This window comes from Tolumonas osonensis (assembly GCF_014202415.1).
GTDB lineage: Bacteria > Pseudomonadota > Gammaproteobacteria > Enterobacterales > Aeromonadaceae > Tolumonas > Tolumonas osonensis.
The window spans coordinates 43598-57569 of the sequence record NZ_JACHGR010000004.1 but is presented as its reverse complement, the minus strand read 5'-3'; the positions used below and the strand labels follow the sequence as shown (position 1 = coordinate 57569).

Annotated in this window: 15 protein-coding genes; 13 read left to right on the top strand and 2 right to left on the bottom strand. The window is 48.6% G+C overall.

Annotated elements, in window-relative coordinates:
* Positions 1–9: 9 nt before the first annotated feature.
* The 11 genes from plsX (at position 10) to HNR75_RS06405 (ending at position 9624) form a co-directional block, all read left to right on the top strand.
* Positions 10–1029: a phosphate acyltransferase PlsX gene (gene plsX, locus HNR75_RS06455; RefSeq protein ID WP_188026190.1), complete on the top strand. Its 1020-nt coding sequence runs from the start codon at positions 10–12 to the stop codon at positions 1027–1029.
* An 8-nt stretch (positions 1030–1037) separates the two neighbouring features.
* Positions 1038–1994: a beta-ketoacyl-ACP synthase III gene (locus HNR75_RS06450; RefSeq protein WP_188026189.1), complete on the top strand. Its 957-nt coding sequence runs from the start codon at positions 1038–1040 to the stop codon at positions 1992–1994.
* A gap of 17 nt (positions 1995–2011) precedes the next feature.
* Positions 2012–2947: an ACP S-malonyltransferase gene (fabD, locus tag HNR75_RS06445; protein ID WP_188026188.1), complete on the top strand. Its 936-nt coding sequence runs from the start codon at positions 2012–2014 to the stop codon at positions 2945–2947.
* Between the two features lie 11 nt (positions 2948–2958).
* The gene (gene fabG, locus HNR75_RS06440; RefSeq protein ID WP_188026187.1) at positions 2959–3693 is read left to right on the top strand and encodes a 3-oxoacyl-ACP reductase FabG; all 735 of its coding nucleotides are present in this window, start codon (positions 2959–2961) and stop codon (positions 3691–3693) included.
* Positions 3694–3841: 148 nt separating this feature from the next.
* Positions 3842–4078, top strand: coding sequence for an acyl carrier protein (gene acpP, locus HNR75_RS06435; protein WP_024871075.1), 237 nt, complete (start codon positions 3842–3844; stop codon positions 4076–4078).
* 80 nt (positions 4079–4158) lie between these two features.
* Positions 4159–5400 (top strand): beta-ketoacyl-ACP synthase II, encoded by a 1242-nt coding sequence (fabF, locus tag HNR75_RS06430; protein WP_188026186.1) that lies wholly within the window; start codon positions 4159–4161, stop codon positions 5398–5400.
* Between the two features lie 65 nt (positions 5401–5465).
* Positions 5466–6281 carry an aminodeoxychorismate lyase gene (gene pabC / locus HNR75_RS06425; RefSeq protein WP_188026185.1) on the top strand — a complete coding sequence of 272 codons (816 nt, stop codon included), beginning with the start codon at positions 5466–5468 and terminating at the stop codon, positions 6279–6281.
* Positions 6259–7269 (top strand): endolytic transglycosylase MltG, encoded by a 1011-nt coding sequence (mltG, locus tag HNR75_RS06420; RefSeq protein WP_425506769.1) that lies wholly within the window; start codon positions 6259–6261, stop codon positions 7267–7269. Before pabC ends, mltG begins: the two co-directional genes overlap by 23 nt.
* Positions 7270–7899, top strand: a complete 630-nt coding sequence (gene tmk / locus HNR75_RS06415; RefSeq protein ID WP_188026183.1) for a dTMP kinase — start codon at positions 7270–7272, stop codon at positions 7897–7899.
* The gene (holB, locus tag HNR75_RS06410) at positions 7884–8843 is read left to right on the top strand and encodes a DNA polymerase III subunit delta' (RefSeq protein ID WP_188026182.1); all 960 of its coding nucleotides are present in this window, start codon (positions 7884–7886) and stop codon (positions 8841–8843) included. The genes tmk and holB overlap by 16 nt, the downstream gene beginning before the upstream one ends.
* Positions 8844–8847: 4 nt before the next feature.
* Positions 8848–9624 (top strand): YchF/TatD family DNA exonuclease, encoded by a 777-nt coding sequence (locus HNR75_RS06405; protein WP_188026181.1) that lies wholly within the window; start codon positions 8848–8850, stop codon positions 9622–9624.
* A gap of 21 nt (positions 9625–9645) precedes the next feature.
* On the opposite strand, the gene HNR75_RS06400 is transcribed toward HNR75_RS06405, so the two are convergent.
* The gene (locus HNR75_RS06400) at positions 9646–12435 is read right to left on the bottom strand and encodes an insulinase family protein (RefSeq protein ID WP_188026180.1); all 2790 of its coding nucleotides are present in this window, start codon (positions 12433–12435) and stop codon (positions 9646–9648) included.
* Positions 12436–12576: 141 nt separating this feature from the next.
* Between HNR75_RS06400 and sixA the strand changes: the two genes are divergently transcribed.
* Together sixA and HNR75_RS06390 are read left to right on the top strand one after the other, a co-directional pair.
* Positions 12577–13035, top strand: a complete 459-nt coding sequence (gene sixA / locus HNR75_RS06395) for a phosphohistidine phosphatase SixA (protein WP_188026179.1) — start codon at positions 12577–12579, stop codon at positions 13033–13035.
* Between the two features lie 124 nt (positions 13036–13159).
* Positions 13160–13366: a DUF1107 family protein gene (locus HNR75_RS06390; RefSeq protein WP_188026178.1), complete on the top strand. Its 207-nt coding sequence runs from the start codon at positions 13160–13162 to the stop codon at positions 13364–13366.
* 30 nt (positions 13367–13396) lie between these two features.
* On the opposite strand, the gene smrB is transcribed toward HNR75_RS06390, so the two are convergent.
* Entirely contained in the window at positions 13397–13921 is a 525-nt protein-coding gene (smrB, locus tag HNR75_RS06385) for an endonuclease SmrB (RefSeq protein ID WP_188026177.1), read from the bottom strand.
* Positions 13922–13972 lie beyond the last annotated feature (51 nt).

Below are 13972 nucleotides of genomic sequence, written 5' to 3'. Positions count from 1 at the left end.
ATCTGCCTTTTGTCTGTTCTAACGGTTGCGTTAGATGCTATGGGGGGGGATTACGGTCCCTCCGAAACAGTGCCTGCCGCTGCGCAGGCACTGTCGCTTTTGCCGAACCTGAATATTTTTCTTGTTGGTAATGAAGAGATCCTTCTCCCGTTACTGCAGCAATACTCGCTTTCTTCTCATCCCCGTTTACATCTGATTCATGCTTCTCAGTCTGTTTCTATGGCTGAACGCCCTGTTATTGCTTTACGCAACAAAACTGATTCATCCATGCGGATTATGCTGGAGCTGGTCAACTCCGGTCGGGCCCAGGCTTGTGTCAGTAGCGGAAATACAGGCGCGCTGATGGTGATGGCGATGAGAGTGCTTACCATGTTGCCGCATTTGAAGCGGCCGGCCCTCTGTACTTCTCTACCTAACTTGTCCGGTCAGCACACTGTCATGCTGGATCTGGGGTGTAATGTTAATTGTACGCCCGAAATGCTGTGGCAATTCGCCTGTCTTGGCGATTTGGTTGCCAGGCATGTTCATGCCATTTCCTTACCGAAAATTGCCTTATTAAATGTCGGTGAAGAAGTAATAAAAGGTAGTCAGCTGGTTCAGAAGACCGCAAATCTGCTTAATTCTGATAAAAGACTTAACTATATTGGGTTCCTTGAAGGCGATCAGCTCATATCCGGTCTGGCTGATGTTATTGTATGCGATGGCTTCACCGGAAATATTGCATTGAAGACTGCAGAAGGAATCGCGCGGTTTTTTTATAATCAGATAAAGGGTTCCAATGAGACCTTTTCTGCAAAAAACAAGTCAAATAAGGCTGCAGAAATACAAACATCTTTGTCAGTGATGCATCCTGACCACTATAATGGTGCCAGTCTTCTGGGGCTAAACGGAATCGTAATTAAAAGTCATGGGCGCGCCGAGCGGCGGGCTTTATCCAATGCCATTCTGCATGCGGTGGCTGAGATCGAGCAGCAATTACCTCGTCGGATCTCAGAACGCTTTATCGCAGAACACACATACGAGCGCTAATTCACTTTATGTTCAGTAAAATTCTTGGTACGGGTAGTTATGTACCCGCAAAGGTTCGTACTAACGCTGATCTTGAGCGTATGGTCGAAACCAGTGATGAATGGATCGTGGAAAGAACCGGTATCCGTGAACGTCGTATCGCCGGCGATAATGAAACCGTTGCTTCATTATCTTTTCAGGCAGCACAACAGGCGTTGTCAGCGGCGGAGATCACTGCTGCTGAGCTCGACATGATTATTGTTGCTACGACCAGTGCCGAAAATGCATTTCCGGCGGCAGCCTGTGAATTGCAGGCGATGCTTGATCGTCCTGGTATCCCGGCATTCGATCTGGCGGCAGCGTGCGCCGGATTTACATATGCACTCAGCGTTGCTGACCAGTTCATCCGTGCCGGAAATGCCAAGCATATTCTGGTGGTCGGCGCTGATACATTATCCCGGGCGTGTGAACCGAATGACCGGGGTACGATCATTTTATTCGGCGATGGTGCCGGTGCAGTTGTATTAGGCGCATCAGAAGAACAGGGCATTCTGTCTACACATTTATTCGCGGACGGCCGCTATGGTGATTTACTTAAATTGCCGCAGGCTCAGCGTGGTTCTGATGACACAGACAATGCCTACATGTTTATGAAAGGCAATGATGTCTTTAAGGTTGCGGTAACCCGTTTGAGTGAACTGGTTACCCAGACGCTGGACGCCAATAATATTGATAAATCCGAGCTGGATTGGCTGGTTCCGCATCAGGCTAACTGGCGCATTATCAGCGCTACTGCGAAAAAACTGGGTATGTCGATGGATCAGGTGATCCTGACATTGGATCGTCACGGCAATACATCTGCAGCATCAGTACCTATTGCGCTGGATGAAGGTGTGCGTGACGGCCGGATCAAACGCGGCCAATTATTACTGCTGGAAGCCTTTGGTGGCGGGTTCACCTGGGGTTCTGCTCTGATTCGTTATTGATAATAAAGGAAATAAAAATGAGTAAGTTTGCTATTGCCTTTCCGGGACAAGGTTCTCAGAGCGTAGGCATGCTGGCTGAACTGGCGGAAGCCTATCCCATCATTAAAGAAACATTCGCAGAAGCCAGCGCAGTATTAGGTTATGACCTGTTTGAACTGGTGATGCAGGGGCCGGCTGAAGAACTGAACAAAACTTGGAAAACACAACCGGCATTACTGACCAGTTCTGTTGCTTTATGGCGTTTATGGCAAGCTCAGGGTGGTGCAACTCCGGCTGTTATGGCGGGTCATAGTCTGGGTGAATATTCTGCGTTGGTGTGTGCCGGCGCTCTGAATTTCACGGATGCGGTCAAACTGGTTGAGCTGCGTGGTCAGGCGATGCAGCGTGCTGTGCCGGAAGGTGTTGGCGCAATGGCGGCTATCATCGGCCTGGATAACGACTCTATTGCCGCAAACTGTGAAAAAGCAGCTGAAGGTCAGGTTGTTTCTCCGGTGAACTTTAACTCACCGGGTCAGGTAGTTATTGCTGGCCATAAAGAAGCGGTTGAACGCGCTAATGTGCTGATGAAAGAGTCAGGTGCTAAACGTGCATTGCCATTACCTGTCAGCGTGCCATCACACTGCGCATTGATGAAACCGGCGGCAGAAGAGCTGGCTGCTGCACTGGTTGCATTAGAAGTTAAAACACCTGTAATTCCGGTAATCAATAATGCCGATGTTGCTACCGTGACCGATTCGGCTGCGATTAAAGATGCGCTCGTGCGCCAGTTGTATAGTCCTGTCCGCTGGACTGAAACTGTTGAAAGAATGGCAAATGAAGACATTACTTTCGAGATCGAAATGGGGCCTGGCAAAGTATTAACCGGTCTGGTGAAACGTATTGATAAACGTGTCGATGGCTGTGCGATTAACGATGTTGCCGGTCTGCAAGACGCGTTGAGCAAAGTTCAGTAAGAGGAATAGAAATGAATTTTCAAGGTAAAGTAGTACTGGTAACCGGCGCCACTCGCGGTATTGGTAAAGCGATTGCACAGACATTTGCAAACCGTGGTGCGACAGTTGTTGGTACTGCTACCAGCGAATCAGGCGCGGCAGCAATCAGTGAATATCTGGCTGATGCGGGCGTTGGTCTGGTACTGAATGTGACAGAACAAGCATCTATTGACGCATTGTTTGAGGCGATCAAGGCCAAGTATGGTGAAGTAGACGTACTGGTTAACAACGCAGGTATTACCCGCGACAACCTGCTGATGCGCATGAAAGATGATGAATGGGATGACATCATTCAGACTAACCTGTCATCTGTCTATCGTTTATCTAAAGCTGTGCTGCGCAGCATGATGAAAAAACGTTATGGCCGTATCATCAGCATTGGTTCTGTTGTTGGTACTATGGGCAACGCTGGTCAGACTAATTACGCTGCGGCTAAAGCTGGTTTGTTAGGTTTTACCAAATCACTGGCTCGTGAAGTGGGCTCCCGCGGAATCACAGTTAACGTGGTTGCACCTGGTTTTATTGAAACAGATATGACGCATGTTCTGAATGACGAACAGCGTAACGGTATTCTGAGTCAGGTTCCGGCAGGTCGTCTGGGCTCTGCTCAGGAAATTGCTTCTGCAGTGGCATTTTTGGCCTCTGATGAGGCTGCTTATATCACCGGTGAGACTTTACACGTTAATGGTGGTATGTACATGGTTTAAGGTTCAATTGGTGCTGTTTATGGCGGAAATATAGAGGAATATCTCTAAAATCCTGAATGGACAGCCCCAAGAGTCTTGCAAACTATGAACAATTGAATACACTACGTCAACACACGCATTTGCGTATTTCTAAAGGAAAAATCAGGTCATGAGTACTATCGAAGAACGCGTAAAAAAAATTATCATCGAACAACTGGGTGTTAAAGAAGAAGACGTTAAATCAGCAGCATCTTTTGTTGATGATTTAGGTGCTGACTCTCTGGACACCGTTGAACTGGTAATGGCGCTGGAAGAAGAGTTCGATACTGAAATCCCTGATGAAGAAGCAGAAAAGATCACTACTGTTCAAGCTGCTATCGATTACATCCTTTCTCATCAGGAATAATCGCCTGACAGCAGGAGCGTGATTCTAACGCTCCTGTTTCTTGTTTTAACATCCGTTATTTTCCTCCCGGAGGCTTTCCTGTGTCAAAGCGCAGAGTAGTGGTGACCGGCCTGGGGATGTTGTCTCCCGTAGGTAACACTGCTGAAGAATCTTGGCAGAACTTGTTAAAAGGCCAAAGCGGTATCACCTCCATCGAACATTTCGATACGACTGACTTCCCAACCAAGTTTGCAGGTCTGGTCAAGGATTTCGATCCCGAACAACACGGCATCAGCAAAAAAGACGCCCGTAAGATGGATTTATTCATTCAGTACGGTGTAGCAGCTGGTCTTCAGGCTCTGGACGATTCAGGTCTTGAAGTAACTGAGACTAATGCTCATCGTGTTGGTGTAACCATTGGTTCTGGTATCGGTGGTCTGGGTTTGATTGAAACAAACCATACCAGTCTGATGAATGGTGGTCCGCGTAAGCTGAGCCCGTTTTTCGTACCATCAACCATCATCAACATGGCGGCAGGTCATCTGTCTATCATGAGAGGATTGCGTGGTCCTAACATCGCTATTACTACAGCGTGTACTTCTGGTACGCATGCGATTGGCTTTGCCGCTCGCATGATCGCTTATGGTGATGCTGATGCGATGGTTGCTGGTGGAACCGAAAAAGCATCAACCCCGATGGGTATGGGTGGTTTCGCTGCGGCGAAAGCATTGTCTGCCCGTAACGACGAGCCTCAGAAGGCAAGTCGCCCATGGGACAAAGACCGTGATGGTTTTGTTCTCGGTGATGGGGCTGGCGTACTGGTACTGGAAGAGTACGAACATGCCAAAGCCCGTGGCGCCAAGATTTATGCTGAGCTGATTGGTTTTGGTATGAGTGGTGATGCTCATCATATGACTGCGCCACCTGATGATGGCCGCGGCGCCGCACAGGCGATGCATAATGCACTTCATGATGCAGGTATTGCTCCGGAAGCAATCGGTTATATCAATGCTCACGGTACTTCCACACCACTGGGTGACAAGGCGGAACTGCGTGCAGTGAAGAGCACATTTGGTGCACATGCCAACAACTTGATGGTTAGCTCAACCAAATCCATGACAGGCCATTTGCTTGGCGCTGCTGGTGCGATTGAAGCAATCATTACTGTTCTGGCTCTGCGGGACCAGATCGCTCCTCCGACTATCAATCTGGATAATCCGGATGAAGAGTGCGATTTAGATCTGGTTGCCAATGTTGCTAAACCGGGTAATTTTGAGTGTGCTTTGTCTAACTCGTTTGGCTTCGGTGGTACTAACGGTTCACTGATCTTTAAACGCGTTTAACGCTCGATATTATTCAGAAGGGCCTGATACACTGCTGTCAGGCCCTTTTTATTTGCGAATTTTTTATGATTTTGGTTAATGGTTCCCCGGCAACCACCATTTCCGTTCTGGATCGGGGATTGACGTTAGGTGATGGTTTATTCACGACTTTACATCTGAAAAATCAACGTCCTCAGCTATGGGATTACCATATCCAGCGAATTCTGCATGGATGTAACCGGCTTAAATTATCTTTTCCTGATTTCGATTCGTTGTATCAACAGTGCTGCCAGCTTGCCGCGTCCGTCGATGATGAAAATGCCTGCGGCAAAATAATACTGACAAGAGGAAGCGGCGGGCGTGGATATAGTCCTCAGGGATGCCTGGCTCCCAGTGTTATTGTTTCTGTTCATCCTTACCCGGAGCATTATCGGACCTGGCAACAGCAGGGTATCAATCTGGGCGTTGCTGAACAGCGTCTGGGGTGGCAGCCAATGCTGGAGGGTATAAAGACGCTGAACCGACTGGAACAGGTATTGCTGAAAGATGAACTGGATAATAGAGGGCTCGCCGAAGCAGTAGTTCTGGACTGGCAAGGGAATGTTGTCGAAGCCGTAACGGCAAATCTGTTTTGGCGAAAAAACGAACAAATTTTTACGCCCGACTTGAAACAATCCGGTGTGTATGGTGTGATGCGCGCCTTTGTTATACAGCAACTGACCGAGTGGCAGCATGTTGTTAAATCCGTATCGTCAGGGCTGGATGCGTTGCTGGATGCAGATGAAGTCTGGATGACAAATGCACTGATGGGCATTGTACCGGTAACAGGAATAAAAGATGTCAAATATGAAGATCATCGCTTTGCTCAGCGCCTTCAAAATGCGCTGGCTGCGTTGGCCTAAAGCGATTCGTATAATCACCGCTGTGGCGGCGCTGTCATTCTGCACGGTGACCATCTGGGGCGCCTGGAACTGGCAGCAGCTTGATTCCGTATTATTGAAGGGGAATTCCCGGCTTTATACTGTAGCTAAAGGTGCCAAGGCAAAAGATGTGCTGATGGATCTTGCTGCCGAGCCGGTTTCGCCATTCTGGTCTGTGATCTGGTTAAAGCTACATCCTGAATTCAGTCAGATTAAAGCCGGAACCTACAAGATTGAAAAAGGCTGGAATGTCAAACATGCTCTTTTAGTCTTTGTCAGTGGCAAAGAAGCCGTTTTTTCTGTCACCCTGATTGAAGGTCAGCGTATAGAGGACTGGCTGCAAATACTGAGCAGAGCACCGTATCTGGAACAACCTCTGACACCTGACGACCTGATTAGTCTGCGCAGTGAATTCGATATCGAGCAGGAGAATATCGAAGGATGGTTTTTACCGGAAACGTATTCTTATACGGTTGGTACGACCAGCCGGGAAATTTTGCGCCGTGCACATAATGAAATGAAACATTTCCTGGAAAAAAACTGGAATAACCGGGATAAATCAGTTCCTTACGAATCACCGTATGAAGCTCTGGTTATGGCGTCAATTATTGAGAAAGAGACTGGCAAAGACAATGAGCGTCCACGGATTGCTTCTGTTTTTGTTAATCGCTTAAACAAAAAAATGAAACTGCAAACCGATCCGACGGTCATATACGGTGTTAAGGATCGATATGATGGCAATATTCGACGCAGCGATTTACGGGATGACAATCCGTATAATACCTATGTGATTGACGGATTGCCTCCGACTCCGATTGCGATGCCAGGTAAGGCCGCTATCAAGGCGGCATTGCACCCGGAGAAAACAAATTATCTCTATTTTGTAGCTAAAGGCGGTGGTGCTCACAAGTTCTCAACCTCCCTGGCTGAACATAACGATGCGGTAAAACGCTACATACTGGAGCGGTAGATGAGCGCTAAGTTCATTGTCATTGAAGGTTTAGAAGGTGCGGGTAAAAGTACCGCAGTCAGTTATGTCCTGGATTGGTTGCATGAGCATGGCATTACCTGCCTGGAAACGACCCGAGAACCAGGTGGGACACCGCTGGCGGAAAAGATGCGCAGTATAGTGAAAGAAGTGCATGATGAACCGCTGACTATTCAGGCTGAATTACTGCTGATGTATGCGGCCCGGGTTCAGTTGGTCGAAAACCGGATTAAACCTGCGCTGGAACGTGGCTGCTGGGTGGTAGGTGATCGTCATGACCTGTCATCGCAGGCTTATCAGGGCGGTGGACGCGGAATTGATCTTGGATTGATTGGTCAGATTAAACAGGCTGTGCTGGGTGATTTTGCGCCGGACCTGACTTTGTATCTGGATATTGATCCTGCTCTTGGTCTGCAGCGGGCCAGACAGCGTGGTGAACTGGATCGGATCGAGTTAGAAGCGCTGGCTTTCTTCCAGCGTACACGGGCCCGTTATCTGGAGCTGGCAGTACAGGATCCGAAAATTCATATTATTGACGCCAGTCAGACGCCGGAACAGGTTCAGACAGCCATTAATGCAGTGCTGGAGCAGGCATTATGTATCCATGGCTGATGCCATACTGGCAGCGTTTCCAGTTGATGTTTGCTGGTAAACGTCTTCCGCATGCGTTTTTGCTGGCAGGTCCGTCGGGTATAGGCAAATCAGCATTAGCGGTACAGTGGGCCTCGCTGTTTCTGTGTGAAAAACCACAGCAAAACTCGCCTTGTGGTCACTGCCATGCATGCCAGTTATCCCGTCAGCAGGCGCATCCGGACTGGCATGTTTATGGAGACGATGATACCCGGACAATTGGCGTGGATACGATTCGTCAATTGTCTGCGCAATTAATGAATAGCCCGCAATTAGGCCGAGGGAAAGTGGCGGTAATCCGGCAAGCGGAGCGGATGACTGAAGCGGCTGCCAATGCGTTATTAAAAACCCTGGAAGAGCCGCCGGGTAACAGTTTGCTCATATTACAGAGCGAATCGGCGATGAAATTGTTACCAACCATAGTCAGTCGCTGTCAGGTATGGACGTTACAGGCTGATGAACAACAGGCCTTGACCTGGTTACATGAACAATTGCCGGGACGAAATATTTCGCCAGCCATGCTGCGTCTGAATCAGGGTGCTCCGCTGCGAACGCTGGCTTATCTGAATGAAGGCGGTGAGCAGCAACGTCAGGCTGTGATTACCGCACTGGATGCTTATCGTTTACAGCCCTGGACGATTGGCAGTCTGACCAAATGCTGGGTTTCGGCTATGCCGGTTACATTTGAATGGCTGAGCCGGCTATTGCTGGACGCGCTGAAACTGCAGCAAGGCGTTGCGCTGCAGCAATTACCCTTTGCGGATCATCCTGCTTTATTGTCCTTTCTGGCCCAGCGTCCGGCGGAGTGTCTGTTAGACAGTATGCAGCAGTTACTGCAACTGAAGCAGTCATTGGCGGATATGCCTTCTGCGGTGCCTTCAATTCTTTTTGCCGACTGGCTCAGTCAACTTCTTACCAAGGAATAAACAAGTGTTAGTGGATTCTCATTGCCATCTTGATCGTCTCGATTATGAAAAGAAACATCACGATCTGGCTGACGTATTACAGAAAGCACAGCAAAGAGGTGTTAGCCACTTCTTATCGGTATCGGTAACGCTGGATGCTTTTCCTGCCATGTTAACCTCCGTATTGCCTTATCCGAATGTATTTGCTTCCTGTGGTGTACACCCTTTGGATCTGGAGTCTTCGTGGAGCGGTGAGCTATTGCGTGAGCTGGCGATTCATCCCCGTGTGGTGGCCATTGGTGAGACCGGGCTGGATTATTACTACAGTACGGAGAATAAAGCAGAACAACAGCAGGCATTCCGGGAACATATCCGTGTTTCCCGCGAACTGAAAAAGCCGGTGATTGTTCACACTCGTGATGCGAAAGCAGACACACTGGCAATCCTGAAAGAAGAGCAGGCCGGTGAAGTAGGGGGCGTACTGCATTGTTTCACCGAAGACTGGGCAATGGCGAAAGAAGCGCTGGATTTGGGAATGTATATTTCTATTTCCGGGATTGTGACATTCCGTAATGCCGAGGCGTTGAGAGACGTGACCCGGCAGATCCCGGCTGATCGCTTACTGATTGAGACCGACTCGCCTTATCTGGCGCCGGTGCCACATCGTGGACACCAGAACGAGCCAGCCTATGTCGCTGATGTGGCTAAATTTATCGCCGAATTGCGCGGTGTTTCAACGGAATCACTGGCCGAGCAGACCAGTGAGAACTTCTTCCGTCTGTTTTCTCAGGCTCAGCGCTGAATTATCTGATGTCAGCACGGTTTAGATAGACTGAAACTGTGCTGACGTCTGCTGAAACTCAGCCAGATAATCAATGTGAACACCTTCCATCTCGTTCGTGTTTTCCTGATGGGCCTCTCCCTGACTATACAGCACCACTCTGTCTGCCTGTGATGAACGCAATGAACGGATAAAGCGAATGAAATCCGCACGGGAAAGTTGTTCGAGTTCTGTCGTCACCAGTTCCCGCTGACGGAAGGAAAAATCCCGATTGCCGATACTGCTCCATAACCGCTGACTGCGGGTCCGCAGATTGGCATCAGCCTCGGTCAATTGGTGGATCAGTCCCTGCTTGTTGTTTTGCCAGGTTTGCTCATTCATTTCCATTAGTTGCATATGAAAGGCGTCAATAAACAATTCTATTGCTGCCAGTAAGCCATCCGGCGCCATGACAGGGGACTGAACATAAAACACAAGCCCCGGATGCCGGTTAAGAGGCAGATTTCCCGTGCCTACGACATAACCCAGTTGCTGCTGGGTTCGCAAATCGTGGAAGAAGGACGAGGACATGATGTGGTTAGCCAGCGTGTAGCAGGCAATACTGGCCGGAGTCTTCTCGGGAGACTGATAATACAGCAGCAGAGCCGAATCGTTATGCGGACTATGGCATTCATAAAGCAAGGTGCCGGCATTGCGGATATCCACCAGACGGCGACGTGTCTCCCGGCTGGGCAGACTATTAGGGGTGATTTGTCGTTCAAGAAGACCGGCTATCAGACGGACTTCATCTTCCTGAATATCGCCATGAGCCAATACTTCCAGGTGAACCGCCTGAAACAGACGTCGCATGAACTCCGGTAGCTCAGATGGCGTCACATTTTCCAGGTAGGCAATCATCGTATCCACCGGTGGGTTATTGGGCTGCAATAAATTAGTCAGCTGGCTGAATAAATGCGCAATCGGCCGGCCCTTGTTCTGATTTCGCCAGCTGCGCAGCAATTGATCCCGGATGGAATAGAAGCGCTCCGGTTCATAATGGCCTGCTGTCCGGTTTTTCAATAATAGTTCAAGTAAATGATACAGACGGCAGCTGAATCCGTGGAGCTGTATGGTAAATCCACCCTGATGCGCATAAATGTTGTAATTCAGGCCGGCAATTTCAGCCGGGTAGGTGAATTCATTCAGATGATCGAGTAACAGCTCGACCATTAACCGGCACATGGCAATGTGATAGGGCGATTGTACGGCATGCTCGCTATCTACAGCGATGAACAGACTGGCTTTCGGCGTAGCAAAAGAATCATCCTGCAAATGCCAGATCCGCAGACCGGCGCGATGGATTAATCTGTGGGGAATGGTTTGCGGTTCAGTTACGGCCCGGGTAGTAAACCGATCCGGCAGAAATGGATTGGGTTCCGGGAGTTTGTAACGTTTGGGATCTGGTAGCGCGGCATTTCGCCAGATATTCAGCCATGCAGTTTCAATCGGACTGACCTGATACGGCGTGTCATACCATTTTGCGGTCTGTGTCGTTTCCATCTCCGGCGCAATTAGCGTGATCCGCATGTTATCCGGTGTCATATAACGCACCATCTCCCGGATTTTATCGGCATCCAGACCCGTCATCAGATAATCCCCTCTGATCACATCTTCAGGCTGGTAATGGAACAGGTTCATTGACAGATGCGAGACATTATCTAATGGGCGATGACTCTCCTGAATCAGATACATGGTTTTCAATAACGTTGCTTTTTCATCATAACGCCAGCCATCAATACCTTGTTCTTCCAGCAGACGCAGAAAGCTGAACAAATGTTCAATAATGGATGTTTCATGCTCCAGGCCTTTCGGTGTCAGCGAAAAATTGATCTGAAAATCCCGGAAATTGGAACCACCCACACCGCCGCCAGCAGAAAGAGCACTGATCCAGCCCTGACGTTTCATATAGCTGAACAAACTGCCTTTGCCTTCATAACCTATCAGATGACTGATGTAGGTCAGCGGTTTGAGGGGGTAACAGCTATCCACATTAGGCAGTGCAAAGCTGACTGATAAGCGGCGTAGCTCCTGAAGCGGTTTAATCTGAATTCGCAGCCTGAGATCCTGTTCTCGGTATAACGGCACAGCGATCGGGGTTGCAGAAGGTAGCTGACGGCGGATAACCGCAGAGAAAAAGCGTTTAGCCGCCTGTTCCTGAACAGCCAAAGACCAGTCAGACTGTATAACTAATGTCATTCGATCGGCGCTGTAGTGCAGTTCAAAAAAGGCTTTTACTTCTTCCCGCAGGGACTCTCCGGCGTTTTCATGCAGTGTTTCCAGATTGCCGACAGAAAATTTACTGAAAGGATGTGCCGGATTTACCGTTTCTTTGTGTACCTGATAACTGCGGCGTACATCATCACTGATTTTCAGACGATATTCAGAGTCGATGGCGTGACGTTCCCGCTCAACCAGTTCAGCATTAAAAAGCGGGCAAATGAAGAACTGTGAAAAGCGATGCAGCGCTTCATCAAAAAGCTCGGTAGAGATATCAAAGAAATAGTTGGAGTATTCGGTTCCGGTCCAAGCATTATGGTTACCGCCATGCTGGGCGATAAATGCCTGATACTCGCCGGGATGTGGATAGGATTCTGTACCGAGAAACAGCATATGTTCCAGAAAGTGGGCCATCCCTTCACGCTGTGGTGGGTCAGCAAAATGACCACATTCAACAGCCATGGATGCAGCAGATCGTTCAGCCAATGGATCATGAATCAGTAAAACACGTAATCCATTAGACAGTATGAAATAACGGTAATCACATCTGTCTTCTGGTGCTTTGAATATCTGCATAAGGGCTGCCACCGGATAATTATTCTTATATTATCGACCCTTATTTTAATAAGGTGCAAACCGTTTCATAACTTGTTGATTGTTTCCCTGATATGAAGGCAGTAGTATTTACCCAAAATAAGGACATGAAAGGCTGACTTAATGAAAATTATTGTAATGCGTCATGGTGAAGCAGCTCACGAGGCCGGACGTGATGATCTGCGTCCGCTGACCGACAAAGGCCGTAAGCAGTCGGTCAAAATGGCTGAATGGGTAGCCGCAGAACTACCTCGTCTTGATCGTGTGCTTGTGAGTCCGTTTTTACGGGCGCAGCAGACATGGGAAGCGGTTCGCCCTTATTTACCGACACCTGCTCAGGTCGAGGAAATTCATGATTTAGTGCCTTATGGCAGAGCCGAAGTTGTTACGGATTATCTGCGCGCACTGGATGATGATTATGTTTTGATTATCAGTCATTTACCTTTGGTTGGATATATCGTGAACGATTTGTGCGCCAATGCCGTGCCACCGATGTTTGTGACCTCAGGTATGGCCGGTGTCTCATTGCTGGATGGCAAAGGTAGCCTGGAGTGGTTAGAAGGTCCGCACACACTCCGCTAATAATTTCCGAATTGTGCACAGTCTCTAATTTTATAATTTCGCTTCAACCTGCTGATTGAAATGGGGTATTGCAGCCCCGATTATACTTAATACAGAAGGGTGAATTGCGATACGGAGGTGGACTGTGCGCATTTTCAAAAAATATTTCCCGGCGTTAATTGCCAAATATGTAAGAACTTTTTTCCGTGGCCGATTGTATATTCATGGCCGTGGTGGCTATGAATTTGAAAACGGCAAAGTTGTTATGCCGCCCGAAGCAGATCAGGTTCATCGGGCGACAGTGCAGGAACTGAATAACAAAATTGCAGAGATCACGAAAAAGGCAGCGTGACAGGTTCATTTAAACAACGGAAGTGTACTGTCAGCTGTTTTGTTCTATAAGCACGAGTATTGCTGCGTCTCCCCCCCAGAGTTTGGTTGCCTGATGAAACGCCATAACATCGGGATGTTGTGCCAGCCATAATGGAATCCGTTGCTTCAGAATGTTCTTGCCATGGCCATGCATGACACAGGCGCAGCGGATATGCTGCCGGCGGCAGGCTTCAATCAATGCGCCCAGTTCTGATTTTGCCTGTTGCTGCGTCAGTCCGTGCAAATCCAGCATCATGTCAGGAATATAATCCCCTCGTCGCAGCTTTTTCACTTCGTAGGCAGAAACATCGCTCCGGTTGTATCTGACCGGCCCTTCCTGGCTTAAGAGCGGTTCATATTCATCCGAAAAATAGTGTTGTGCCTGCTGTGATTCGCGAATTTCACGGATTTGCGCTTTCTGCTTGATCGCCGGAGACTGCAAACGTATGGTATCCTGCTTTATCTGCCGGACACCTGTGATTGCCTCCCGAAAGAGGCCGATATCCTGGTCATCCAGTATAGTTTTTTTGCTCATAATTCGGTTTGTCGTGTCTGATGTACTAAACAGCTGTGTGCATTGTAACGC

What these genes read in the sequence shown, in the direction of transcription:
- tmk (WP_188026183.1), top strand. Translation starts at nt 7,270, where the DNA reads ATGAGCGCTAAGTTCATTGTCATTGAAGGTTTAGAAGGTGCGGGTAAA.
- sixA (WP_188026179.1), top strand. Translation starts at nt 12,577, where the DNA reads ATGAAAATTATTGTAATGCGTCATGGTGAAGCAGCTCACGAGGCCGGA.
- smrB (WP_188026177.1), bottom strand. Translation starts at nt 13,921, where the DNA reads ATGAGCAAAAAAACTATACTGGATGACCAGGATATCGGCCTCTTTCGG.
- acpP (WP_024871075.1), top strand. Translation starts at nt 3,842, where the DNA reads ATGAGTACTATCGAAGAACGCGTAAAAAAAATTATCATCGAACAACTG.
- HNR75_RS06400 (WP_188026180.1), bottom strand. Translation starts at nt 12,435, where the DNA reads ATGCAGATATTCAAAGCACCAGAAGACAGATGTGATTACCGTTATTTC.
- pabC (WP_188026185.1), top strand. Translation starts at nt 5,466, where the DNA reads ATGATTTTGGTTAATGGTTCCCCGGCAACCACCATTTCCGTTCTGGAT.
- holB (WP_188026182.1), top strand. Translation starts at nt 7,884, where the DNA reads ATGTATCCATGGCTGATGCCATACTGGCAGCGTTTCCAGTTGATGTTT.
- fabD (WP_188026188.1), top strand. Translation starts at nt 2,012, where the DNA reads ATGAGTAAGTTTGCTATTGCCTTTCCGGGACAAGGTTCTCAGAGCGTA.
- mltG (WP_425506769.1), top strand. Translation starts at nt 6,259, where the DNA reads ATGCGCTGGCTGCGTTGGCCTAAAGCGATTCGTATAATCACCGCTGTG.
- fabG (WP_188026187.1), top strand. Translation starts at nt 2,959, where the DNA reads ATGAATTTTCAAGGTAAAGTAGTACTGGTAACCGGCGCCACTCGCGGT.
- HNR75_RS06450 (WP_188026189.1), top strand. Translation starts at nt 1,038, where the DNA reads ATGTTCAGTAAAATTCTTGGTACGGGTAGTTATGTACCCGCAAAGGTT.